The organism is Zoogloea sp. JDB1 (assembly GCF_056724025.1).
Genome location: NZ_CM161496.1, coordinates 4,677,074 through 4,697,721, shown reverse-complemented (window position 1 = coordinate 4,697,721; position 20,648 = coordinate 4,677,074). Strand labels below are relative to the sequence as shown.

20 protein-coding genes are annotated in these 20,648 nt (G+C 62.1%); 2 read left to right on the top strand and 18 right to left on the bottom strand.

Going from position 1 to position 20,648, the window contains the following annotated elements:
- Nucleotides 1-227: 227 nt before the first annotated feature.
- The gene (locus tag AC1PPK_RS21315; protein ID WP_481115000.1) at nucleotides 228-638 is read right to left on the bottom strand and encodes a hypothetical protein; all 411 of its coding nucleotides are present in this window, start codon (nucleotides 636-638) and stop codon (nucleotides 228-230) included.
- A 190-nt stretch (nucleotides 639-828) separates the two neighbouring features.
- On the opposite strand from AC1PPK_RS21315, the gene AC1PPK_RS21310 reads away from it, so the two are divergent.
- The gene (locus tag AC1PPK_RS21310; protein ID WP_481114999.1) at nucleotides 829-1,884 is read left to right on the top strand and encodes an IS110 family RNA-guided transposase; all 1,056 of its coding nucleotides are present in this window, start codon (nucleotides 829-831) and stop codon (nucleotides 1,882-1,884) included.
- A 766-nt stretch (nucleotides 1,885-2,650) separates the two neighbouring features.
- Here the strand turns inward: AC1PPK_RS21310 and AC1PPK_RS21305 are convergent.
- From AC1PPK_RS21305 to AC1PPK_RS21255, 11 genes are all read right to left on the bottom strand, one after another.
- Nucleotides 2,651-3,040, bottom strand: coding sequence for a hypothetical protein (locus AC1PPK_RS21305; RefSeq protein WP_481114998.1), 390 nt, complete (start codon nucleotides 3,038-3,040; stop codon nucleotides 2,651-2,653).
- A 98-nt stretch (nucleotides 3,041-3,138) separates the two neighbouring features.
- Entirely contained in the window at nucleotides 3,139-3,438 is a 300-nt protein-coding gene (locus tag AC1PPK_RS21300; RefSeq protein WP_481114997.1) for a DUF7684 family protein, read from the bottom strand.
- Nucleotides 3,439-4,008: 570 nt separating this feature from the next.
- Nucleotides 4,009-4,539 (bottom strand): hypothetical protein, encoded by a 531-nt coding sequence (locus AC1PPK_RS21295; RefSeq protein ID WP_481114996.1) that lies wholly within the window; start codon nucleotides 4,537-4,539, stop codon nucleotides 4,009-4,011.
- Nucleotides 4,540-4,610: 71 nt separating this feature from the next.
- Nucleotides 4,611-5,027, bottom strand: a complete 417-nt coding sequence (locus tag AC1PPK_RS21290) for a GFA family protein (RefSeq protein ID WP_481114995.1) — start codon at nucleotides 5,025-5,027, stop codon at nucleotides 4,611-4,613.
- An 89-nt stretch (nucleotides 5,028-5,116) separates the two neighbouring features.
- On the bottom strand, nucleotides 5,117-5,704 hold the full coding sequence (locus tag AC1PPK_RS21285; RefSeq protein WP_481114994.1) for a hypothetical protein: 588 nt from the start codon (nucleotides 5,702-5,704) through the stop codon (nucleotides 5,117-5,119).
- Nucleotides 5,682-6,101 carry a hypothetical protein gene (locus AC1PPK_RS21280; protein ID WP_481114993.1) on the bottom strand — a complete coding sequence of 140 codons (420 nt, stop codon included), beginning with the start codon at nucleotides 6,099-6,101 and terminating at the stop codon, nucleotides 5,682-5,684. The genes AC1PPK_RS21285 and AC1PPK_RS21280 overlap by 23 nt, the downstream gene beginning before the upstream one ends.
- A 92-nt stretch (nucleotides 6,102-6,193) precedes the next feature.
- Nucleotides 6,194-6,643: a hypothetical protein gene (locus AC1PPK_RS21275; protein ID WP_481114992.1), complete on the bottom strand. Its 450-nt coding sequence runs from the start codon at nucleotides 6,641-6,643 to the stop codon at nucleotides 6,194-6,196.
- Between the two features lie 115 nt (nucleotides 6,644-6,758).
- Nucleotides 6,759-7,268 carry a hypothetical protein gene (locus AC1PPK_RS21270; protein WP_481114991.1) on the bottom strand — a complete coding sequence of 170 codons (510 nt, stop codon included), beginning with the start codon at nucleotides 7,266-7,268 and terminating at the stop codon, nucleotides 6,759-6,761.
- A 154-nt stretch (nucleotides 7,269-7,422) separates the two neighbouring features.
- Nucleotides 7,423-8,406 (bottom strand): IS5 family transposase, encoded by a 984-nt coding sequence (locus tag AC1PPK_RS21265; protein ID WP_481114283.1) that lies wholly within the window; start codon nucleotides 8,404-8,406, stop codon nucleotides 7,423-7,425.
- A gap of 513 nt (nucleotides 8,407-8,919) precedes the next feature.
- Nucleotides 8,920-9,378: a hypothetical protein gene (locus AC1PPK_RS21260; protein ID WP_481114990.1), complete on the bottom strand. Its 459-nt coding sequence runs from the start codon at nucleotides 9,376-9,378 to the stop codon at nucleotides 8,920-8,922.
- A 96-nt stretch (nucleotides 9,379-9,474) separates the two neighbouring features.
- Entirely contained in the window at nucleotides 9,475-9,846 is a 372-nt protein-coding gene (locus AC1PPK_RS21255) for a hypothetical protein (RefSeq protein ID WP_481114989.1), read from the bottom strand.
- Nucleotides 9,847-9,968: 122 nt separating this feature from the next.
- Here AC1PPK_RS21255 and AC1PPK_RS21250 point away from each other — a divergent pair, with 122 nt between their 5' ends.
- Entirely contained in the window at nucleotides 9,969-10,481 is a 513-nt protein-coding gene (locus AC1PPK_RS21250) for a phage integrase N-terminal SAM-like domain-containing protein (protein ID WP_481114988.1), read from the top strand.
- A gap of 164 nt (nucleotides 10,482-10,645) precedes the next feature.
- Here AC1PPK_RS21250 and AC1PPK_RS21245 read toward each other — a convergent pair whose 3' ends face one another.
- From AC1PPK_RS21245 to pqqD, 6 genes are all read right to left on the bottom strand, one after another.
- Nucleotides 10,646-12,217, bottom strand: a complete 1,572-nt coding sequence (locus AC1PPK_RS21245) for a peptide chain release factor 3 (RefSeq protein WP_481114987.1) — start codon at nucleotides 12,215-12,217, stop codon at nucleotides 10,646-10,648.
- An 84-nt stretch (nucleotides 12,218-12,301) separates the two neighbouring features.
- Nucleotides 12,302-17,857: a CHAT domain-containing protein gene (locus AC1PPK_RS21240; protein WP_481114986.1), complete on the bottom strand. Its 5,556-nt coding sequence runs from the start codon at nucleotides 17,855-17,857 to the stop codon at nucleotides 12,302-12,304.
- A 127-nt stretch (nucleotides 17,858-17,984) separates the two neighbouring features.
- Entirely contained in the window at nucleotides 17,985-18,491 is a 507-nt protein-coding gene (locus AC1PPK_RS21235) for a GNAT family N-acetyltransferase (RefSeq protein WP_481114985.1), read from the bottom strand.
- A 64-nt stretch (nucleotides 18,492-18,555) separates the two neighbouring features.
- Nucleotides 18,556-19,035, bottom strand: a complete 480-nt coding sequence (locus tag AC1PPK_RS21230; protein ID WP_481114984.1) for a hypothetical protein — start codon at nucleotides 19,033-19,035, stop codon at nucleotides 18,556-18,558.
- A 147-nt stretch (nucleotides 19,036-19,182) separates the two neighbouring features.
- Nucleotides 19,183-20,313, bottom strand: coding sequence for a pyrroloquinoline quinone biosynthesis protein PqqE (pqqE, locus tag AC1PPK_RS21225; RefSeq protein WP_481114983.1), 1,131 nt, complete (start codon nucleotides 20,311-20,313; stop codon nucleotides 19,183-19,185).
- Nucleotides 20,310-20,585 carry a pyrroloquinoline quinone biosynthesis peptide chaperone PqqD gene (gene pqqD, locus AC1PPK_RS21220; protein WP_481114982.1) on the bottom strand — a complete coding sequence of 92 codons (276 nt, stop codon included), beginning with the start codon at nucleotides 20,583-20,585 and terminating at the stop codon, nucleotides 20,310-20,312. Before pqqD ends, pqqE begins: the two co-directional genes overlap by 4 nt.
- Nucleotides 20,586-20,648: the final 63 nt, after the last annotated feature.

The window sequence follows — 20,648 nt, the reverse complement described above, 5'->3', positions numbered from 1 at the left end:
TGCGAACCACAAACTGGACTTGGTACTTGTCCCATTCGTCAATGCGCCAAAGCTGCTCACATGTTGAGCACTTATGGAGGCAAACCCAGTTCCCCGTAGCGAGCCGGACAGTGGTTTCCTCGAAGCCGGGGCAAGCCTCAAGTTTGAACAGATCAGGAAGACTGGAGCATGCACAACTCATGGCTATAGCGACGCCCAACGTTTGACATAACCGGCGCTGCGCGGCTTCATCGTGCAGCGTCCGGGTTGATGGATGGGTTGGGCCTTGCCAGTTCGTTGCACTTGGCAATATTGGCTTCAACTCGTGGGAGAAAAGTGCTGGGCTCACAGAGAGAGCCGGGCGGCGAGATACGGCAAAGGCCCGCAATAAGAAAATCAGTCACAGCGTCAGTGCAGGCAGGAAATTGTTCAAGGGCAACTGGTCTGGGTGACTGTAGCCCCCATTGATTAAGGAAGCCCTCCATGCGTTGATTCGCCGCCAAAAAGTAGCTGCGATCCTTTTCTGCAACCGCAACCTCCATTTTCGGCAACTCTTGTGCGAGGAACGCACTTGCAGCGGTAGGAAACATGGCGGGAGATTGCTGTCCGTGAGCAATTGAAACGAACAGACAAAGCAGAGTTGCGAGCGCGGTTTTCATAAGGCCCAACGTGGAAGTGAGGGGCAGCCGGAGCGAAGCGCAGGGAACCACAAGCGCAACTTGTGGCTGTCCCGCTCGACTGACTACAAAAGGACTTCCCCCACCCGCCCGGTGGGCTTGCCACCCGGCATCCAAGTACCAAGATTGAATTGCTTAAGCTCAATCTGAAACGGCGAGGAGGGAAGTCAAAATGGATACTACGACGGTTGGTGTGGATCTGGCAAAGAACGTCTTCGTAGCCTGCGTGGCAGACTGCGCCGGTCGGATCGTGGAGCGGCGGGAGTTCAACCGGGCGGGCTTTCTGACGTGGCTCAGCACGCTGCCGACGGGCACAGTGATCGGTATGGAAGCGTGTGGCAGCGCCCACCATTGGGGCTGCACGGCGCAGCGTCTGGGCCTGGCACCGCGCCTGATGGCTGCCGAGTTCGTCCGCCCCTATCGCAAGCGCCAGTCGGTCAAGAACGACAGGGCTGATGCTGAGGCCATCCTCGTTGCCCTTCTGTCGCCCGGCATGCGCTTCATCCCGGTCAAAACCGAGGTCCAGCAGCAGCGCCTGGCCTGGCACAGTCTGCGCGTGGGGTGGGTGGAAGAACGTACCGCGCTCCTTAACCGTGTCCGAGGGTTGCTCGCCGAGTTCGGGTTGATCGTCGATCCTGGCCCAAAGCACTTGCGTGCGCTTCTGGCAGGGCGGGAGTTCGACACCACCTTGTCACCAGCCCTGCGCGGATTGATCCAGAGCGTGCGCGACCAACTCGACGCGCTGGATGCCCGGATCGGCGAGTGCGACCGGCAGATCACGACCCAACAGGCGAGCGACCCGCTGGCGAAGCGGGCGCGGGATCTACCCGGCGTCGGACTCATCACGGCTGACGCCGTGACCGCCAGCGTGGGCGACGCATCGATGTTCAGGAACGGACGCCAGTTTGCGGCGTGGCTCGGTCTCACGCCCAGTCAGTCGGGCAGCGGGGGCAAGACGAAGCTTGGTCGGATCACGCGGCGAGGGGACGACTACTTGCGCACCCTGCTTGTGCAAGGTGCGCGTAGCGTCTTGGCGGCGACGCTCCGAAAGCAGCGGCGGGAATCTCCTGAAAAGCTGACGCGTCTGCAGCAGTGGATCGTCGTGCTCAACGGGCGGATCGGCTATCACAAGACCTTGGTCGCCATCGCCAACAAGCACGCCCGGCAACTGTGGGCAGTGCTGGCCAAGGGCGAGTCCTACAACCCACAGGCCTGGCAACGGGGCTGAGCACAACCGAGCAATGGCAACTGCACATCAGCGATAGACGAACAGGTCAGACCGACCAGCAGAGAGCCTGACTAACCTGATGGCGGATCAATGAGAGAAACGGCTGATCCCTGTTTCCCTGATCCCGCCGACGAATGATTGAGGCCTGCTGGTGCGGTTAGTCGCATGGCCCCGGGGCGAGACCCGATCAAGGCCGATTAGAGAGAGGCAGTCTGTCTGTCCGATCCGTTGCGTATGTGCAGGCGTCAGGAAACAAAAGCAGGTAGGCAGGAAAGGAAAACCGGCCTGGCGGCCGGTCATTGGAAAATGGTACTTGACGGGGAAGTCCTTAGAGATGGGTTAGAGTGCCTCACGGTGGGAATGCCTTTCGGTTAGATTGAAATGTAGACCACGTGGAGATTTGAAGCCGCAGCACTCGCAAGTGGCGCACCCTTCAGGGAAAGACAATGGGTTTCCGCAGTTCGGACAGCCATAATTGAAAGCCGGTAGGCGTTCTTCACACATAGCGACAGGGCGGGCCGAAGCAAGACCGCCTTCGATTAGACCTGTGACGTGCTTAGAGAACCCGCAATCACCTGGCTCGCAGAACAACTCACCGTCGCGGAATACAAGCGGTGACCGACAAAACGGACAAAGTAGCTTTTTGTCCGTGACGAGACGATTGATGGTTGGCCACATAGCGCTCTAACGTTTTAGGTAAGGGGCGCTGCGCGGCGCTTTATCGCGCAGCGTCCAGCGACCGGAGGGAGCGGCCTTGACCGCAGTGTTAGCCATGGCGGTGAAATGCAAGTTTGAAATTCAAGTAGAACGCAGGGGCTAAGAAAAGCACTACAACAGCCGTATTGAGCAGCCAAGCTACACCGTGAGTTGACAGATTGTAGTCACTCGGCATGGCGGCATCCATAAGTGTTCCGACAACAAAGTCGATTACGCAAAAGGCAAACGTTGGTTTCCAATAGTTTCGAACCCACGTCGGATACCACCTGTATGCCAGGGAGAGGATGCCCTGTGCTAACGCAATAGAGGCAACGATAGTTCCGAAGACCAGCAACTGAGGGTAACCAAGGACCGAGCTGTCGTCGGCCGCGAGAAGCCCACCAATTAATACCAAAATTGCGTAAATGGTAGCAATGAGTTTTAGAAGGACAACGGGCATACTTTTTCGGGAATGGCTAACGTGGAAGTGAGGGGCAGCCGGAGCGAAGCGGAGGGAACCAAAAGAGCAGCTTTTGGCTGTCCCGCTCGACTTCAGTGTTAGATTTCAGTGACCAGGACATCGAGGCTCCAACCTCTCAGATCGCACCATTGCTCCGCAAAGGCAATGACCTCAGAAAGCGTTTCACCAGGATGGGAAGTAGTGTTGCAGAAGGCGCCGGGTTTTTCTCCAGAGGTGCCTAGCTCGATACACAACCAGTCCATCGCCTCTTCCCATTCGCTGCAATCAACGCCAAGCGCTGCAAAGAGGTCTGGCTCAAGGCGAATAATTTCACGCAGCACCGGCTTGTGAGCTTCCGAATACTCGATAGTTGAGTGAAGCACAACGCACTTTGCCATGGAGAAATCTAACGTCAAAGCTCAGGGACGCTGCGCGGCTTCATCGCGCAGCGTCCCCTGGAGCGAATTGTTGGGCCATGGATTCGGAAGCTTTACGCGGACCGATTGCAAGGCGTGGACTAGTTTGGCGCGCTTGCGTGTTGACTTCAGCCTAGCCGGAAGGCGGCTTAGCCAATGGCCATTAGGGCCAACAGGAAGACCACGACGCGAGGACAACTGCCGCGAGGTGGGGAGTGGTTTGGATGCGAGCACTTCGATAAAGTGGTCAAGCTGTGCCGGGTCACTGAACAGAAGTGAGTACTCTTCGAACTCCACATGAAGAAAGAGGTACCCATGGTGGGGGACCTGTTTCGGAGCGGGTGGCTCGCACATTTCAGCGGTTCCCGGGACCGGTACATGCACCCAGAATGCTAGCGGTGCCGTCCGCCAGTCGTTTTCGTACGTGAAGTGAAACGACGCGCTCATGTCTGAGGGGCCCAACGTCTGAGATCAGGGGCCACCGGAGCCCGCAGGGCGGAGGAAACCCAACAGCGCAGATGTTGGGTGGTCCCCTGGATCGAGTGGTTGGGCTCAGCAGCCACGGCTGACGCCGGCCAGACTCTCAAGTGCAACCTCCCTGCGCGACGAGTCAAGCAGCGCTGAAAGAAGCTTGGGCTCCGAAAGAGGGAGGAGCACCCCGACATTCTCGTGAATGTCTTCATTGAACACTTGAAGCGACCCAAGCCGTTTCCATCGCCCAGGCGGAATGACGATTTCAAGCTGCCTAAAGAATTCGCACTTTGACGCAAAGATGGAAAAGTGCTGCTCCACCTCAATATGAAGTACTCCCTGCCCGCGTTTCTCCACCGTGATGTAGGGAGATGGAATGGAACCATTGTTGTGAAACCAAGAACGAACAACTAAGTGAAGTTCGTCGTCGCGCAGAAACGTATGAACGAAGGGCTTCATTCCTTCAGTTGGATCGATAGAACCCGTGGCAGAAACAAGACGAACTGGGGGGCCAAGGGATGGGGCATCGTGATGTACAAAGGCGGCTCGGAATGACATACCAATGGCCAAAGCCAATGCGAGACCGACGAGGACGATGTTACGTGCGCGCATTGTGAGCCCAACGTCTGACATGAGGGGCCGCCGATAGGCGGTCCCTCTCGATGGATGGGTTGGGCGTCAGACTACCAATCAACGCAATCATCAGAACCACCGGCCGCTGCTGGAAAGCCCTTGTAGTGAGGCAGGTCGTCTTTCACCGGCAGAACCGCATGCTGACACTGGACATGCGCCTGCGGTTGAAACTTGCCTTTTGGGAACAAGAAAGCGTTAAGGCTTCTGAGGCCGGCTGCCTCGATCTCGGAGAACAAATGTGTGCCGCAGGCTACGCAACGAAACCTCTTGGTTGTTTTCACCACGATGGGAGTCGGTGTCCCCTTGGTAATTTCAACTGCCCCCGCTGGATAGATCACTGAAGCAACATAGGCTGCTCCATGCGCGGCACGACAGTCATCGCAATGGCAATAAAGTTGCACTACTGGCTCGCCAATAACGCGAAGGCCGACTTCACCGCATCGACACTGCAAATCAAGATTTTTCAATTTGTATTCCTCTCGTGATTACTCTGACGCCCAACCCGGCGTTCCAGCGGACACCGAAGGCGGTCCGCTGGAACGCCGGGTTGGGCGGCTTATTCTGAAGCGAACTGTATGCGGGGTTCATTTCTGAGAACTCCTTGTAGCTGAAGATTGACGAGATCCACTTGCAATTTCGTGTCCGCTAGATCAATGAGCCTCTTCCAGAAAAATGAGGTCCAAATTGGAGCATCGCTGCCGACAACGCAGCTCCACGTGACTTTGCTTCCATCGGGTACGAACGATTCCTTTTGCTCTGGTGTGACTTTGCTATAGAACTTTGACCTGTCACACCCGCAGCCGACCCATAGCATGAAGGGCTGACGCAATAGCATGACACACCACCCCCAGTCTTCAGCTATGACTGGCTCTGGTTGATATCCCAGTTCTTCAAACTTCGTGCGAATCCACTCGGCTAATGATTTACCGTAACAGAATGGATTGGTTTCCTCGTCCTCTTTCGGATCGATGACAAAGAGGTCGCTATGAAATGAATGCCATTTGGGATGAGAAGTCATTTTGCGAGACGCCCAACGTTTGACGTGAGGGGCCGCCGTAGCGGCGAAGCCGCGAAGGGAACCTGCAAGCTCAGCTTGCAGGCGGTCCCTCTCGACGGAATTGTTAGCCGAGTGACGATAGCTCATTGAGAGCCTCAATAGCTATGGCGCCAAAACTCTTGCCAGTACCAGGCTCATTGGCACTCACTACGGTCCTTTGAGTTACATCTTTACGTGCGTCGACTGACACGAGAGCGAAGGTGTCCATCGATGTAGTGGCTTCTATGTCAAAGAACTGTCCTTTTGACGTAACCCACTTTGCGTAAGAACTTTGTTCATTGCCGCCACACGGCACGGACGACTCTTGAACAAGGATGCCGTCAGTGGCATCTAAACCTTGTTGGTTTAGTACTGCCTTTATCCATTGCAATCGACTCTCGCTGCGACGAAAAGCTAGGGCAGTCTCCTTGATGTAATGCTTGGCAAGGAGATTTTGCTCTTGGACGTTCAGTTGTCGGCGCTTGAGGAGGTGTTCGATTTCCATTCGGCTAACGTTCAGCTTGAGGGGCGGCCCGGCGCCGCAGGCGACGGGGAACCGAGAAGCGCAGCTTCTCGGCCGTCCCCTCGAAGCGATGGTTAGGCACGGGGTTGGATAACATAGGATGGTTCGTCACCGTCCCGTTGTAGGAGAACAGAATACTTCGACAGATCGACGCGGCCGACCAGCAACGGCGGCAATTCAGAAATGGGCGTGGCGCTGGAGAAGGCGCAAGGAAACTCAGTTCCATTAGGGTTGGGCGTGTGAACGTAGAGTGCGTCATCAGCTGAACTGCCAGGATGCACAAGCGCAAATAGCTGATGTGGAATAGAGGCGACGGCCAATTCAGTTCGAGCATGAGCGAGCGCTCTGAGCAAAGCGTTGAGATGCCGCCGACGATGCACCCATCCAAGATCACCGAAGCCCTTCCAATCAAAATGCGTGTGCCACAAGTCGCACCAGACCTTCGCCGCGAGATCGACTCGGAAATTGTCGGATCTTCTGCGAAGGCGGCGGTAGTAATCGCGGTCTGGGCGCTCTGCGTTCATGAGTGCCTAACGAACTAAGTAACCGGCAGGCAAAAAGCGAAGCTTTTTGGCTGTCCGGTTGACTGGATTGTTAGGCGAAGTGCGCCAATGGTTTTGTTGCACTTCGAAATTTAAACTACGCATCCGCGGCTTTTATTTCGGATTGGTAGGCGTATTCTTCCTGCCCATTGACTTCGAGCCGATATAACGGCTCTCTTTGGAAGTCGTAGAGCCCCACAATTCGCCCAGTGGTACCCGCTTTTACTCCCTCGATAATTAATACAACCTGATGTGCATTGAAATCCACCCCTTCAATTATTTCTCTGCGGGAGAACTTGTTTCGAAGGATTTCTATGGTGTTGTCTTCACAATCAAGAGCGTATGCTGCGGGCGCCAGATGGCGAGGGATTCTGGCTTGTTGTCGCATTAGATGGAGAGTGTGTATTGCCGAGGGGCCCCAGCCATTTATCAATGACGCAGCGCCATCGTCGATGCCACTGCCGAGAGCGTACATCCGGCACGCAAGAAGAATAGCGATTTCTCGCGGTAGGCTCGCCTGCGACAGGCCTAGCATATTGGCGATCCCCATTAGGGTGGCAGCAATGATCCCGAGAAATATTCCATATACAAGACGAAGGACGATCATTTCAGTTCCAAGAGAGTATTTACGCCTAAGGAGACGCTGAACAAATCCCCGCCCAGCCTCTCCCGAGCGAGTTTCCGGCCAAGTCCATTCAAACATGCTGACCGCCAGGCATCAAAAGACCGATTTTCGAGGAGCATGCCTCCGATTTCACCGCTCAGGACGCACCTCGGGCATGCATCGCCGGCATGCGCCTTTGGGCGAGCAGCAGATTGGCGAAGCCAAACAGCGAGAAGAGTTGCGCCTCGTTCTTCGCCAGCCCGCGGTAGCGGGTCTTGCGATGCCGGAAGAGGTTCTTGATCACGTGGAAGGGATGCTCCACCTTCGCCCGGATGCTCGCCTTGAGCTTCTCGAAGCGCTCCTGCAACCGACCCAACGCATCGGCGGGCAGGGCCTTGCGCACGCTGCGCTTCATCGCCACCAGCCATTCAACGGTCTTGCCCTGGTTCTCGGGGCGTTTCTCGACGCCTTGGTAACCCGCATCACCGAACACGGTGTGCTCCTTGCCGTGCAGCAGGGCATGGGCCTGGCTGATGTCGCTGGTGTTGGCGGCTGTCGTGACCAGCGTATGCACCAGTCCCGACTGTGCATCGACGCCGATGTGAGCCTTCATGCCGAAGTGCCAGTTGTTCCCCTTCTTTGTCTGGTGCATCTCCGGGTCGCGCGCCTTCGCTTTGTTCTTCGTCGATGGCGGGGCCGCGATCAGCGTGGCATCGACAATCGTTCCTTCACGCAGGATCAGGCCTTGTTCGGCCAGATGGGCATTGATGGCCTCGAAGATCTTGCGCGTGAGCCCGTGGGTTTCGAGCAGCCGTCTGAACTTCAGCAGCGTCGTTGCGTCCGGCGCCGACTCCCGCGACAGATCAATCCCCACGAAGCCCCGGATCGCCTGGCTGTCGTAGAGCGCATCCTCCATCCCCTCGTCGGAGAGCCCGAAGCACTGCTGGGCCACATACATGCGCAGCATCCGCGCCTGGCCAATCGGAGGGCGCCCACGGCCTTCACCCTTCGGATAGAACGGCTCGATCTCGGCCTCCAGCGCCGCCCAAGGCGTCACCGTGTTGATCCCGGCAAGAAAGCGATCGCGCCGCGTCAGCTTCTTCTTCGCGGCGTACTCCAGGTCAGAAAAGCTCGATTGCATCGATCAAGGTCTCGTAAAGGGAAGGCACTGCGGGATTATCTCGCGTGTGCTCGTGTGCCGGGGGGCGGGGAATAAATCAGTGGCTCCCTAACGTAGAAGCTCACCGGACGGCGGACAGCGAAGCTGGCCGACGGTCCGGTGGAGCGGATTGTTGGGCGTAACGCGATGAGGAAACCTCATTCGGGTTTTCCAAGAAGAACGAACCAAACGAAGGAAAGGATGGCAATTGATATTCCCGGAGCCATTACAGATGCAAAGACAATTTGAACGGTGTGCCAGATGCGCGACTGAACAAAGCTGCGGCTGGACCAAAAGAAAAATAGCCCAGCGACGACTACAGGCACCCAGACGAATGCTATGTGTGCCCCAAATGACCAAAGTGCATGAGGGGGGACAAACAGCCAAGCAATTGCAATAAAAAGGACGTGATAGGCCAGCACTAGTAAAAGCGTTCCAATGAAAGCGTTTAGCGGGCTACCGTGGATCAATCGCGACATCATGACGCCCAACGTGCTAGCTCAGGGATGTGCCGCTTGTCGGCGCGTCCCCTGGAGCGACGGGTTGGGCGGCAGACGGCCAAAGCATGATGAGGCAATGCTCGTTGCCGACCGCCAAGCCAGAAAAATAGGCGCGCCCAGAGTAGGTGGACGGCGCTACAGAAAGCTGAGGACAGTCGGACACGTACTCCGTGCAACCACAGAGAACTGCCGTTCCTGAAGGCAACGAAAGACTGAATTCGGCTTGATGTTCCCACTCTCCTTCCACATCGAAAGGCTCGGCAACAAATGCAATCTCTACCGGTATTTCAGCAGCAGACTCGGTATGAAAGACGACGATATGCGGCGCAGTGCGCAGACGCCGCAACATGTCTTGGTCTGTAACTTTCTCTGGGATCAACGGCGCGATGCCAGCGTCCATAAGGTAGAACTGGTGATAGTCTGCAAACACTTGGAATTCGCGCACGTTATTCATGACGCCCAACGTTTGACGTGAGGGGCCGCCGCAGCGGCGAAGCCGCGAAGGGAACCCACAAGCGCAGCTTGTGGGCGGTCCCTCTCGACGGAATGGTTAGGTGCCACTTTTTGCCAGACCTTGGGCGACGATTTGAAACACGGAATTTCTGTACTCGTGAAAATCAGCATAGAAAATGAACTTGGAGCCGCAAGCTGGGCAAACGACCTTTGTGACGCTAGGCCAACCACCGGTTAGTGCTTTGCATTTTTCGGACAAATCAAAGAACTTCTCAATTTCCTGAATTTCTTCACTCGAGAAATTTTCTTTCCATCCCCATGCGCCAGCGTGAATTTCTTTGAACGTAATTTTCAGTGGTTTTTTGCAATGTGTGCACGAGCATGCATAGATTGCTTGATCGGTTTGCCACCCATCAAAGAATGGGGCTCTGGTGTTGCTGGGGACAAGGTTCGTAGGAGCGAGACTCATGTGGCACCTAACGTGAAGTAGACGACATCTGACGTCCTTGGCGTCTTACACGACACTCGCATAAGCCGCCGGGGTGTGCTAAGTTGCTGTATGTAAAAACAGTGCTCGCGGAGTTTTGCGCCATGATGTCGTCTACCCTTCTTGCTGCGCCTCCCTCGTCGCCCCGCTTGCTGGATCAGGTTCGGGAGAGGATCCGGGTCAAGCACTACAGCCTGAGAACCGAGCAGGCTTATCTGGGATGGATTAAACGCTACATATTCTTTCATGACAAGCGGCACCCGCGGGACATGGGCAAGGCAGAGGTGGAGGCATTTCTGGGCGCACTGGCCGTGGAGCGCAACGTGAGTGCCGCCACGCAAACCCAGGCGTTGTCGGCTTTGCTCTTTCTGTATCGGGAGGTGCTGGGTATCGAGTTGCCTTGGCTGGATGATCTGGTGCGTGCGAAGAAGCCCAGACGCCTGCCGTCGGTGTTGACCCGCGCTGAAGCGTCAGCCTTGCTTGGTGCGATCGATGACCCGGATGTCATCCTTCCTGCACGGCTTTTGCAAGGGCGCTGGCTGGCAGTACGTATTTCCTGTGGCGGGGTTCTCGCGCGATCCCCGGAGTGGGGCGGTGCGCCGCCATCATCTGGATGAACGGCGGGTCCAGCGGGCGGTCAAGAAGGCGGGCGCGGGGTGGTGAGTCCGCTTGATGCGGCGTTGTGAGTGTGTCGTGGGATGTGCGTGTGGGCGAATGAACTGGCCCTACGGGATGCTGGCGGTGTGTGCCGCCGTCTGGACCGACGGCGGCGGAGGGACGATCAGTAGATTTCCCGCGTTTCCAGGAACTTGATGTTGGGGAAGCGTTCCTGGGCCATTTGCAGGTTGACCCGGTTGGGGGCGAGGTAGACGTAGTCGCCGTTGCCGTCCAGGGCCATGTTGGCGGGAGATTTGTCGGCGAGGGCCTTGAGGTCGGCGTCGGCGCCGCGCAGCCAGCGGGCGGTGGCGTAGCTGCAGGATTCGAACATCACGTCCACGCCGTATTCGAACTCCAGCCGGTGGGCGACCACGTCGAACTGCAGGGTGCCGACGGCGCCGAGGATCAGTTCGTTGGTGGTGGTCGGGCGGAACAGCTGGGTGGCGCCTTCCTGGGCGAGCTGTTCGAGACCCTTCTGCAGTTGCTTCATCTTCAGCGGGTTCTTGATCTGGGCGCGGCGGAAGTATTCCGGCGCGAAGCTCGGGATGCCGGTGAACTGCAGGTCTTCGCCTTCGGTGAAGGTGTCGCCGAGGTGGATGGTGCCGTGGTTGGGAATGCCGATGATGTCGCCGGCCCAGGCTTCGTCGGTGGTGTTGCGGTCTTGCGCCATGAAGGTGATGGCGTTGTTGATGGCCAGGCTCTTGCCGGTGGACACCTGCTTGAGCTTGCCGCCGCGCTCGAAGCGGCCGGCGCAGACGCGGATGAAGGCGATGCGGTCGCGGTGCTTCGGGTCCATGTTGGCCTGGATCTTGAACACGAAGCCGGAGAACTTCTCCTCGTCCGGTGCCACCTGGCGGGTCTTGGCCGGGCGGGCCAGCGGGGCAGGGGACAGATCCACCACGGCGTCGAGCAGGCTCTGCACGCCGAAGTTGTTCACTGCCGAGCCGAAGAACACCGGGCACTGCTTGCCGCCCAGGTAGGCTTCGCGGTCGAAGGTGTGCGACGCGCCGCGCACCAGTTCGATGTCCATGCGCAGTTCGTCGGCCTGCTCGCCGATCACTTCGTCGAGGCGCGGGTTGTCGAGGCCCTGGATGATTTCCGAGGTGCCTTTTTCGGCCTTGGGGTCGAAGAACTGGATGGTGTCGTTGTACAGGTGATACACGCCGCGGAAGCGCTTGCCCATGCCGATCGGCCAGGTCATCGGGGCGCACTGCATGCCCAGCACCGATTCGATCTCGTCGAGCAGGTCGATGGGTTCGCGGCCTTCCCGGTCGAGCTTGTTGATGAAGGTGACGATGGGCGTGTCGCGCAGGCGGCACACGTTGAGCAGCTTGATGGTCTGGGCTTCGACGCCGTTCACCGAGTCGATGACCATCACCGCCGAGTCCACCGCGGTGAGGGTGCGGTAGGTGTCTTCGGAGAAGTCTTCGTGGCCCGGGGTGTCGAGCAGGTTGATGACGCATTCGCGGTACGGGAACTGCATTACCGACGAGGTGACCGAGATGCCGCGCTGCTTTTCCAGCTCCATCCAGTCGGAGGTGGCGTGGCGCGCGGCCTTGCGGGCGCGGATTTCGCCGGCCACCTGGATGGCGCCGCCGAACCAGAGCAGCTTTTCGGTCAGCGTGGTTTTACCCGCGTCGGGGTGGGAAATGATCGCGAAGGTGCGACGGCGGGCGATTTCCTGGGTGGCGGACATGATGCGGTGCGGTAAGACGGAAAGGCGGCGATTATACAGGCAGCCGGTGGCCACCCCAGGGGCGGCCGCCTGTCCATTTCAGCCTCAGGCGGCCAGAGCCGTCCGGATGCCGTCCAGCGCGGTGATGGCGTCGGTCTTGGCCTGCTCCCGTCCGGCTGCCGCATCCAGTTTTTGCAGTGCTTCCAGCAGGATGTCGATGGTGGAGGCGACGGACTCCCGCTCCCGCGGCGTGGCATGGCTGCTGGCTAGCGCCGCATAGAGTGTCCTTGCCTCGCCGAGCCGTTTGGCGCCGCTGCGTCCGCCGGCGGCCAGTTCGAGCAGGCCATCGGCCAGCTGCAGGTCGGCCTGGCCAGCCCGGTCCCAGAAGTCCTTGGTGGGCAGGGCTTCCTGATCGCGCAGCGACTTGAGCAGAGCCCGCATGGCGGTCGGTTCGCCGTCCGGAAAGCCGGCTGCCAGCCCGAGCAGTGCGCAGGCATTGGCCGCGTTGAGGGCCGGATAGCGGATGTCGCCGCCTTCCTGACGCGCCTGGATGGCGGCTCGTCCGTAGGCATCCAGCATGCTGCCGAGGGCCTTCAGTGCCGCGTTCTGATCGCCGGTCTGCAGGTGGCAGGCCATGCGCCGTTTGTCTACAGCCCCCTGCAGGTTGATGCGCTCGACGCTGGCTGGACGGTAGCGGCTGTCCACCGCGAGGATGGCGGCCGCCTCGTCGAGGAGGGCCAGTGCATCGACGGTGTTGCCCCCCTCGGCGACGACCCTCGCCCGTCGGGTCAGCATGTTGGCGAGTTGCTCCTCGGCTTTGCGCGACGTGCTGGCGTCGGTGGCTGCGAGGGCACGCCGGTAGAAGTCGATGGCTTCGTCGTGGCGGTTGTATTCCCCTTTGAGAGCGCCGAAGGCCTCCAGGACCTTGCCTTGCTTGATCCAGCCCTGGCGCTCGCACAGGGCCTGCAGGGCCTTGGCATGGCGCTCGGCGTAGGCTGCAGCATCCTTGTCCAGGGTCAGCGCGTGGCTGGCGCGTAGTGTGAGGCGCTCCAGTTCGCAAAGGACTTCGGACGCGGCCAGGTAGTGGTCATAGTTGGCGGGCTTCGCTTTCGGGGCCGCGGTGCGCTGTGGGCGCGGCAGCACGAAGCCTGGATCGCCGTAGCACTGATAGGCACCCCAGGTGTTGGAGCTGCTGTGGGCATCGAAGGTGGCGCTGCGGGCGGCCAGCACCGAATCGCCGAAGTTGGTGCCATCCAGGAAGTGCTCGTAGAAGGTCTCGGCGAACAGCTGGGCCGCGTCGTCCAGTACCTCCCAGCCGGCGGCGATGACGCAGCGCACGCCGATCTCGATGAGCTGGGTGGCCAGGTTGGCGGCCAGCCCGGGGCTGCCGGGGCGGGCGGAGGACGGGGCGCCGCTCGCCCTCTCCTCGATGCGGCCGAGACTGCAGCAGTTGATGAAGACGAAGTCGGGAACGGCGCGCATCTGCGCAATGTGGGCGGGCGTCAGCAGGTCGCCGCCGCCGATCACCATGCCGGTGGCTTTGCCAACGGCGGGGAGTCCGTCGGTGGCGGGGATGTCCTGCTGGTACACGCCGTGGCCCGACAGGTGCAGCATGCGCCACTCGCTGCTGAACAGGTCGAGGAGGATCTGCCGGGCTTCGTCCTGGATGTGCAGGCTGGTCTCGATGCCGGAGTCGTCGAACAGGCCGCACACGCTCTGGGCTTCCTTCTCGGCCCCGGTCAGCGAAGGCAGAAAACGGTGCCAGGCACCGAGCTCCGGATTGCCGACGACCAGGGCCTTGAACTCGCAGCTGCGCCGGACGTTGAGGCTGAACTGGCCGGTGGACAGCTGGCGGATCAGGCCGCTGCGCACCGACAGGGGCTGACCGCTGTCGCTGTCGTGCTCGGTGGCCCGGTCGCGCAGCAGTTCCCACGGGTAGGCGGCGGCAGTCTTGTCCACGATGAGCTGGACGCGCCGGCGGTCGGGCGCCAGGTCCTTCAACCAGTTCGGGATCAGGAGTTCGAACAGGGCCCGGCCGACCTGTTCCTGATCTGTGGTGGTGCCGATCAGGCTCTGGGTGAAGCGTTCGATGTCCTTGAAGGGCACTGCGTTGTAGGTGCGCTCTGCACGGGCCAGTTCGCCGTAGACGTCGAACATCAGGCGCGGCGCGCCGTCGTCGGTGCTGCCCACCGCGCTGATCGCAATGCGCTGCCAGCTGCCCTCGTCCGCTGCGCTGCTGGCGCGCCGAAGTCCGCCCTTGTGGGGGAGGATTGCCGCATCCACGAAGAAAGCGCGGGCCAGGGCGCGATCCACGCTGACCGAATCCTGGGCGGCGCGTAGCGCGTTGATGGCACGGTCTTCAAGGACTTCGACGAAGTCCAGCCGGTCCAGGCGCAGTTTGCCGGCGAGGCCGGCCCGTTCCAGGCGCAGGCGGGCGTCCCGGTGGCCGCGCAGCGTGGCGGCCACCGAGTCGGCGAGGCTCAATTCACCGATGCCGGCGCCGATCAGCAGGGCGCTGATGCCGACGCTGAGGGGCTGTTGCCTGTCGGCGGGGGCCTTCAACTCCTCGGCTTCCAGCTCTTCGGTGGCGTAGGTGGCGACCGCTTTGGCCACCGATTGGGCGAGTTCTCCGGCCGACAGCTGGCCGATGCGCCCGATGCCGATGACGATGGCACCCTTGGCGAAGCGTTCATCCGGGCGTTTGCGATAGATCGAGAAGGTGCCCAGGGCGCCGGCGTGGAGACCGGCGTCGAGCCGCTTCTGCATGCGTCCGCCGAGGGCCTGGTCGAGCAGCTTTTCGGCGAATTCGAGGGCGTTGGCTCCCCAGGTGTGGCCGACCAGCACGGCCGACTCGGCGTACATCAGGTCGCCGTGGAGAGTGCGTACTTCGGTCCGGTAGCCGCCCCGCGCCGTCTTGCGGGCCGAGCGAATAGCGCCGCCAGTGGCGGCGGCCAACAGCTCGCCGCGGCTCGGGTAGAGGACCGCGTCGGCTTCGTCGGTGCGCCAGGGTTGCAGCGCCGCGATACCGCGGGAGACCGGTGGCTGGGTGGCCAGGCGGTCGCTGCGGCCTTTTTCGAGCAGATCCAGGTAGCCGTCGTATGCTTCCGTGGCCTTCGGCATGTCGCCGTGCACGCTGCGCACGTAATACACTCGGCCACCCTTACGGCAGCTGTCGGGGATGCCGGTGGACCAGGGGACGCGGCCGTCGCCCTCGGGGGTGGCGAGGATCTGGAAGAGTCCGGCGGCGTCGATGACGGCCTTTTCGGGGGTCTGGTCGGCCAGGCCCGCCACATACACCAGACGCGGGCTGGAGAGCAGCGGGTCGGACTTGTCGAGGGTTTGCCACACCGTCGCCGACTGGCCCAGCACGTCGGCAGGCGGCAGCGGCCACTTGGCTTTGGCGTCGGCCTGCCTGAAGGCGTTCCAGGTGTCGGTGTTACGGATGTGTTGGTCGTCGCCGCTGGCGGCCCAGGGCAGCAACTCCATGACGCCGGGGAACTGGCCGGCGGTCTTGAGGAGTTCCTCCTGGGAATGGCAGAAATCCAGCAAGGCCAGCTGGCGGAAGAAGCTGTCGCGGCCGGTGAGCAGCAGGGTGATCGAATGGGAGCCTTGGTTCGGCGTGCCCAGCATCAGGGCCCGCGGATCGCCGGGGTGGTTGTTCCAGGCGTTCCACAGCTCGGGATGGGCGGCGAAGGTGGCGCGCAGCAGAACGCCGCCCATGGAGTGGACGACGATGTGCACGGGCTTGCGTTCGGGCGCCGTCGCCACGATGGCGTCCGCGATCCGCTGCGCCAGTCCGTCCACCGCTGTGGCTAGCGGCTTGCGCCAGTCGTAGCCGTACATGTCCACCTTGTAGCCACGCTGGCGCAGGCTGTTGGCGAGGGGCACGTAGGTGTCGGCGAGGGGTTGGCCGGGCTGCACGTCGCCGTCGATGGCGAGTTTGTCGCGGAAGGCGCCGCCGGCCAGGGACAGGATGCTGGCCCACACTTCGCTCTTGTTCACCAGCAGCTGGCTGCCGCACAGGCCGGGCACCAGCACCACGGTGCCGCGGGGCTGGGCGGGGTCGGGCTGCGCGCGGGGGCCGAACAGGCCGCGGGCCTGTTCGGCCGTGACGTCGGGCAACGGCCATTCCCCGTGGTAGTCGTGGAACAGGTTGTCGGCATCGGGGGCCTGCACGAGGGCGGCGACCACGGCGGCGGCGCTGTCGTCGTTATGGAAATAGCGGAAGTGATTGACGTCGCCGCCGCTGCGGAACTGCACGCGGCAGCGCGGGGCATTGGCCGGCGTGGGGCGGATGGCACCGTCGAGCATCGAGCGGGTGTCCACCACTAGGTCGTGGTCGCGCTCGTAGAAGCGGTCGGCAAGCCAGATGCGCAGCGCGGCGAGGCGGTCGCCCTCCATCGGCGCGGCATCGCCGGCGATCACGTAGAGCTCGCCCCGGGCTGGCGCCGCGTTGATGACGCCGAGCAGCGGGGCGCCGGGCATCATGGCCTGCAGGCCGGGCAATTGATCCACGCGGCGGCGGCTGGCCAGCACCGAGGCGACGGTTTCGGTGACCATGTCGAGACCGGCCTGCAGCAGTTCCGGCACGCCGAAGCCCCGGCTCTCGCTGGCCTTCATCTCCAGGCCGATAGCGGCGAGCACCATCAGCGAGCCCCACTGGTCCAGCTTGTCGCCGGCCAGGCTGGTGCCGCGGGCTGGGCAGGCGGCGCGCACGAAGCGCTCGATGATGAGCTCCGGGCGGCTGCGCAGTTCATCCATCAGCGTGCCGAGGGCGTCCCGGTGGCACTTGATCGCGGCCTGCTGATCGGCGTCGTCGGAAGCGCGCGGGCCGAGGGCCTGCTGGGCTTCGACCAGATCGAAACCGTCCGGGTCGAGGCACAGCAGCTCGCCGACCAGGCCGCCGCGGGAGTGGGACAGGAAGCTGATGCGGCCTTTCTTCGGCAGCAGGCGGGCGGCGTCGAGGGCGTTCTCGATGGGGCTGCGGGTTAGCGTCCAGTGTTCGAGGGCGTAGATGCGCTCGCCGTAGTGTTCGCGCAGGGCCTGCCAGTGGTCCTTCTGGTCTTGCCACAGGCGGCCGAAGCTGCCGGCTGTGCTCGACCCGGTGCCGTGCAGCAGCAGCAGGGTCGGGCCGCCGTCGGAGATGGGGGCGGTGAGGCGCGGGCCGAGAGTGCCGTCGGCACGTAGCGGGAACACGCCTTCCACCGGGATGGCCCGGTTCTGGACCTTGTCGACGATGGTGTTGCGCAGCGCATCGTCGGGCTTGATGTTGAGCCAGCGCAGTGCCTTGAGCGCCAGCTGGCCGACAAAGCCGCGCTGGGCGCCGGGCAGGCTGAGGGATGTGGGCAGGGACCAGGATTCGTCGTCATTGAGCCCGCGCGCTTCGCCGGCATGGGGATCGCCGAGGCGGGCGCGCAGGTCTTCGGCGGAGGTCCAGAAGCGCAGGCCGCCTTCCAGTTCGACTTCGACCAGTGCGCCGTCGGGAATCTCCTGCACGAGATCGTCGCCGGCCCCACGAGCGCTGCCGGCGATCTCGATGGCCGAGGCCTCGATGCCGGCGAACAGATCGGCGGTGCGTCCCTGGCGGGTCAGCCACAGGCCCGCCTCGCCTTCCTTATCCTGTCTCCTGCCGTTGACGCGCAGTTTGAGTGTGCCTGGCATGGCTTTTCTCCCCCTGGTTGTTATCGTTGCGGACGGCGACCGTCGAGCCTGAGCACGCGGTTGTTCCGGGGAAGAATAGCCCTCATGGGGCCGGAATCAAGATTCGAAATGCATTTTTGAACCCACCTCAGGTGCGTTTGAACTCCATCATCATCAGGCGGCGTCCGTCGGATTCGTGTTTGCCGACGACGCGGAAGCCCAGCCGGTTGAAGCGGCCCGTGCGGGCGGTGGATACCAGCAGGCGCCCGCTGGGGAAGTTCTCCATGACCCACGCGATGCGCGCCGCGATCAGCCCGCGGGCGATGCCCTGGCCGCGCACGTGCTCGGCTACTGCCGACATGTACAGGATGTGGGTGTCGATGGCCCAGTCGGCGGCTTTGATGCCGCCCGCGCCGACGATCTCGTCGCCGCGGCGGGCAACGAAGAAGTGGCGGTAGAACGGCGCTTCGGCGGAGACCAGCTGGGCCGCGATGCGGGCCCGGTCATAGCGCTGCGGATTGTCGAAGGACGCCAGCAGTACGGCGGCGGTGGCTTCGCGGCCCGCATGGTCGTCGGGCTGCAGCAGGTCGATGGTGATCGGTTCCGTGGCGCATCCTCCCGATTGGCGGCGCCGGAGAGGCGCCGTGGCCGCCATTCAACCTGCGCCGTGTTGCAGGCGTGTTGCGGCCGGATGCGGGAGACGCCGGGGCGGAAAACGACTATGGAACGACGAAGAAGCGGTACTTGCTGGGCAGGCCCTTGCGCAGCTGGATGCCACGCCCGGTGGCGGCCGGGTCCCGCGTGAAGATCTTGACCTGAGCGGACGGGCGAACCAGCAGCTCGTCTGCATCGCAGCGGATGATGCCGGCCTCGGTCTGGCGCTGCTTGCACAGGGTCAGCCACAGGGGGCCATTGAGGGGCGCTTCGGCGGCCGGCGGTGCAGGGGTTTCTTCCACGGCGGTTTCGCTCTTTGGGGCGGCCCGGTCCGGCTTGTCCTGCTTGGGTTTGTCGCTCCGCGGTGGCCGCGGGCGCGGTGCCGGAGTCGGAGCCGGCTTGCTGCCGGTGGCGTCCTCCGTTGCCTCGTGCCTGGGCGGGGCACTCTTTTCCGCCGGTGCGTCGGGTTTCAGGGTAGAGCAGGCGCCCAGGGTGAAGGCAGCCAGTACGGCGAACAGGGAAGGACGAAGGTGGGAGAAATGCATGATGAATCGGCGGCCGGAATCGGCGGGATTCTAACATGGGGGCCCGGCTTGGCCGGGGCGGCGGCACGGCCCCGCGGGATGAGTCCGGGGCGGGGCCGTTGGGAAACGGTTGTCAGTGCTCGCGCGGGAAAGCCGCTTCCGGACGCATCAAAACGCGCGATCGAGGGTGCGGGAGTTCTTCGGGTCGCGGAAGATCAGCGGCTTGACGGTGGCGGCCTGCTCGGCCTTGGCCAGCACGGTGTCGATGAGGGCGTGGTCCGGTGACTTGGGGCACACAGGGTCGGTGGCGTCGGCCTTGCCAGTCAGCATGAAGGCCTGGCAGCGGCAGCCGCCGTGGTCTTTCTCCTTGTCTTCGCAGCTCTGGCAGGTTTCCGGCAGCCAGGCGGTGCCGCGGAAGCGGTTGAACAGCGGCGACTCGTGCCAGATCCAGTCCAGCGCGTGCTCGCGCACGTCGGGGAACTCGAGGCCCGGCAGCATGCGGGCGGTGTGACAGGGCAGGGCCAGGCCGTCAGGGGTGACGGACAGGAATACTTCGCCCCAGCCGTTCATGCATTTCTTGGGCTTCTTCGACTGGTAGTCCGGCGTCACGAAGAGGATGCGCATCTTCTTGCCGAGTTTCGCTTTCCAGCGTTCGGTGACGGCCTCGGCTTCGGCCAGCTGGGCGGCGGTGGGCATCAGCGCCTCCCGGTTGAGGAAGGCCCAGCCGTGATACTGGGTGTTGGCCAGTTCCAGGTATTCGGCGCCGATCTCGACAGCCATCTCGATGATGCGGTCGAGGTGATCGATGTTGGTCCGGTGCAGCACGCAGTTGATCACCGTCGGGTAGCCGGCGGCCTTGGTCATCGCCGCCACCTTGCGCTTCAGCTCGAAGGTGCGGGTGTTGGTGATGAGGTCGTTGGCTTCGCGGGTGGCGTCCTGGAAGGACAGCTGGATGTGGTCCAGGCCGGCTTCCTTCAGGGCCGCCAGGCGCGCCTCGGTGAGGCCCACGCCGGAGGTGATCAGGTTGGTGTAGAAGCCCAGCTTGCGGGCTTCGCCGACGAGGATCTCGATGTCGTCGCGGAGCAGCGGTTCGCCGCCCGAGATGCCGAACTGGGCGGCGCCCATCTCCCGCGCCTCGCGGATCACCTTCAGCCAGTCCTCCGTCGCCAGCTCCGGCCCGGTCTGCGCGAAGTCCACCGGGTTGTAGCAGAAGGCGCAGTGCAGCGGGCAGCGGTAGGTGACCTCGGCCAACAGCCACAGGGGGCCGGGGCGGCGGGGGACGAGCAGGGGTTCCATCATGCGTCCTTCCAGGTGATCCAGTTCTGTTCGTCGGCCATCTTGAGGAAGGCTTCCACGTCGGCGCTCAGGTTGCTGGCGTTGAACGCGGCTTCCAGGTCGGCGACGATCTCCGCCACGCTGCGCTCGCCGTCGCAGCGTTTGAGGATCTCGCCGGCGCTCTGGTTGAGCTTGACCATCCCTTCCGGGTACAGCAGTACGTGGGCCTGCTGGGCTGGCTCCCACTGGAAGCGGAACAGGCGGTTGATGGCGGGGCGGGCGGTAGCGGTGGTCATGGCAGGTGTGCCTTCTTCTGTCCTGTGGGGTCGAATTCATTCGACCGCGGTGGCTCATCGACG

What these genes read in the sequence shown, in the direction of transcription:
- AC1PPK_RS21315 (WP_481115000.1), bottom strand. Translation starts at nt 638, where the DNA reads ATGAAAACCGCGCTCGCAACTCTGCTTTGTCTGTTCGTTTCAATTGCT.
- AC1PPK_RS21310 (WP_481114999.1), top strand. Translation starts at nt 829, where the DNA reads ATGGATACTACGACGGTTGGTGTGGATCTGGCAAAGAACGTCTTCGTA.
- AC1PPK_RS21305 (WP_481114998.1), bottom strand. Translation starts at nt 3,040, where the DNA reads ATGCCCGTTGTCCTTCTAAAACTCATTGCTACCATTTACGCAATTTTG.
- AC1PPK_RS21300 (WP_481114997.1), bottom strand. Translation starts at nt 3,438, where the DNA reads ATGGCAAAGTGCGTTGTGCTTCACTCAACTATCGAGTATTCGGAAGCT.
- AC1PPK_RS21295 (WP_481114996.1), bottom strand. Translation starts at nt 4,539, where the DNA reads ATGCGCGCACGTAACATCGTCCTCGTCGGTCTCGCATTGGCTTTGGCC.
- AC1PPK_RS21285 (WP_481114994.1), bottom strand. Translation starts at nt 5,704, where the DNA reads ATGAGCTATCGTCACTCGGCTAACAATTCCGTCGAGAGGGACCGCCTG.
- AC1PPK_RS21280 (WP_481114993.1), bottom strand. Translation starts at nt 6,101, where the DNA reads ATGGAAATCGAACACCTCCTCAAGCGCCGACAACTGAACGTCCAAGAG.
- AC1PPK_RS21275 (WP_481114992.1), bottom strand. Translation starts at nt 6,643, where the DNA reads ATGAACGCAGAGCGCCCAGACCGCGATTACTACCGCCGCCTTCGCAGA.
- AC1PPK_RS21270 (WP_481114991.1), bottom strand. Translation starts at nt 7,268, where the DNA reads ATGATCGTCCTTCGTCTTGTATATGGAATATTTCTCGGGATCATTGCT.
- AC1PPK_RS21265 (WP_481114283.1), bottom strand. Translation starts at nt 8,406, where the DNA reads ATGCAATCGAGCTTTTCTGACCTGGAGTACGCCGCGAAGAAGAAGCTG.
- AC1PPK_RS21260 (WP_481114990.1), bottom strand. Translation starts at nt 9,378, where the DNA reads ATGAATAACGTGCGCGAATTCCAAGTGTTTGCAGACTATCACCAGTTC.
- AC1PPK_RS21255 (WP_481114989.1), bottom strand. Translation starts at nt 9,846, where the DNA reads ATGAGTCTCGCTCCTACGAACCTTGTCCCCAGCAACACCAGAGCCCCA.
- AC1PPK_RS21250 (WP_481114988.1), top strand. Translation starts at nt 9,969, where the DNA reads ATGATGTCGTCTACCCTTCTTGCTGCGCCTCCCTCGTCGCCCCGCTTG.
- AC1PPK_RS21245 (WP_481114987.1), bottom strand. Translation starts at nt 12,217, where the DNA reads ATGTCCGCCACCCAGGAAATCGCCCGCCGTCGCACCTTCGCGATCATT.
- AC1PPK_RS21240 (WP_481114986.1), bottom strand. Translation starts at nt 17,857, where the DNA reads ATGCCAGGCACACTCAAACTGCGCGTCAACGGCAGGAGACAGGATAAG.
- AC1PPK_RS21235 (WP_481114985.1), bottom strand. Translation starts at nt 18,491, where the DNA reads ATGGCGGCCACGGCGCCTCTCCGGCGCCGCCAATCGGGAGGATGCGCC.
- AC1PPK_RS21230 (WP_481114984.1), bottom strand. Translation starts at nt 19,035, where the DNA reads ATGCATTTCTCCCACCTTCGTCCTTCCCTGTTCGCCGTACTGGCTGCC.
- pqqE (WP_481114983.1), bottom strand. Translation starts at nt 20,313, where the DNA reads ATGATGGAACCCCTGCTCGTCCCCCGCCGCCCCGGCCCCCTGTGGCTG.
- pqqD (WP_481114982.1), bottom strand. Translation starts at nt 20,585, where the DNA reads ATGACCACCGCTACCGCCCGCCCCGCCATCAACCGCCTGTTCCGCTTC.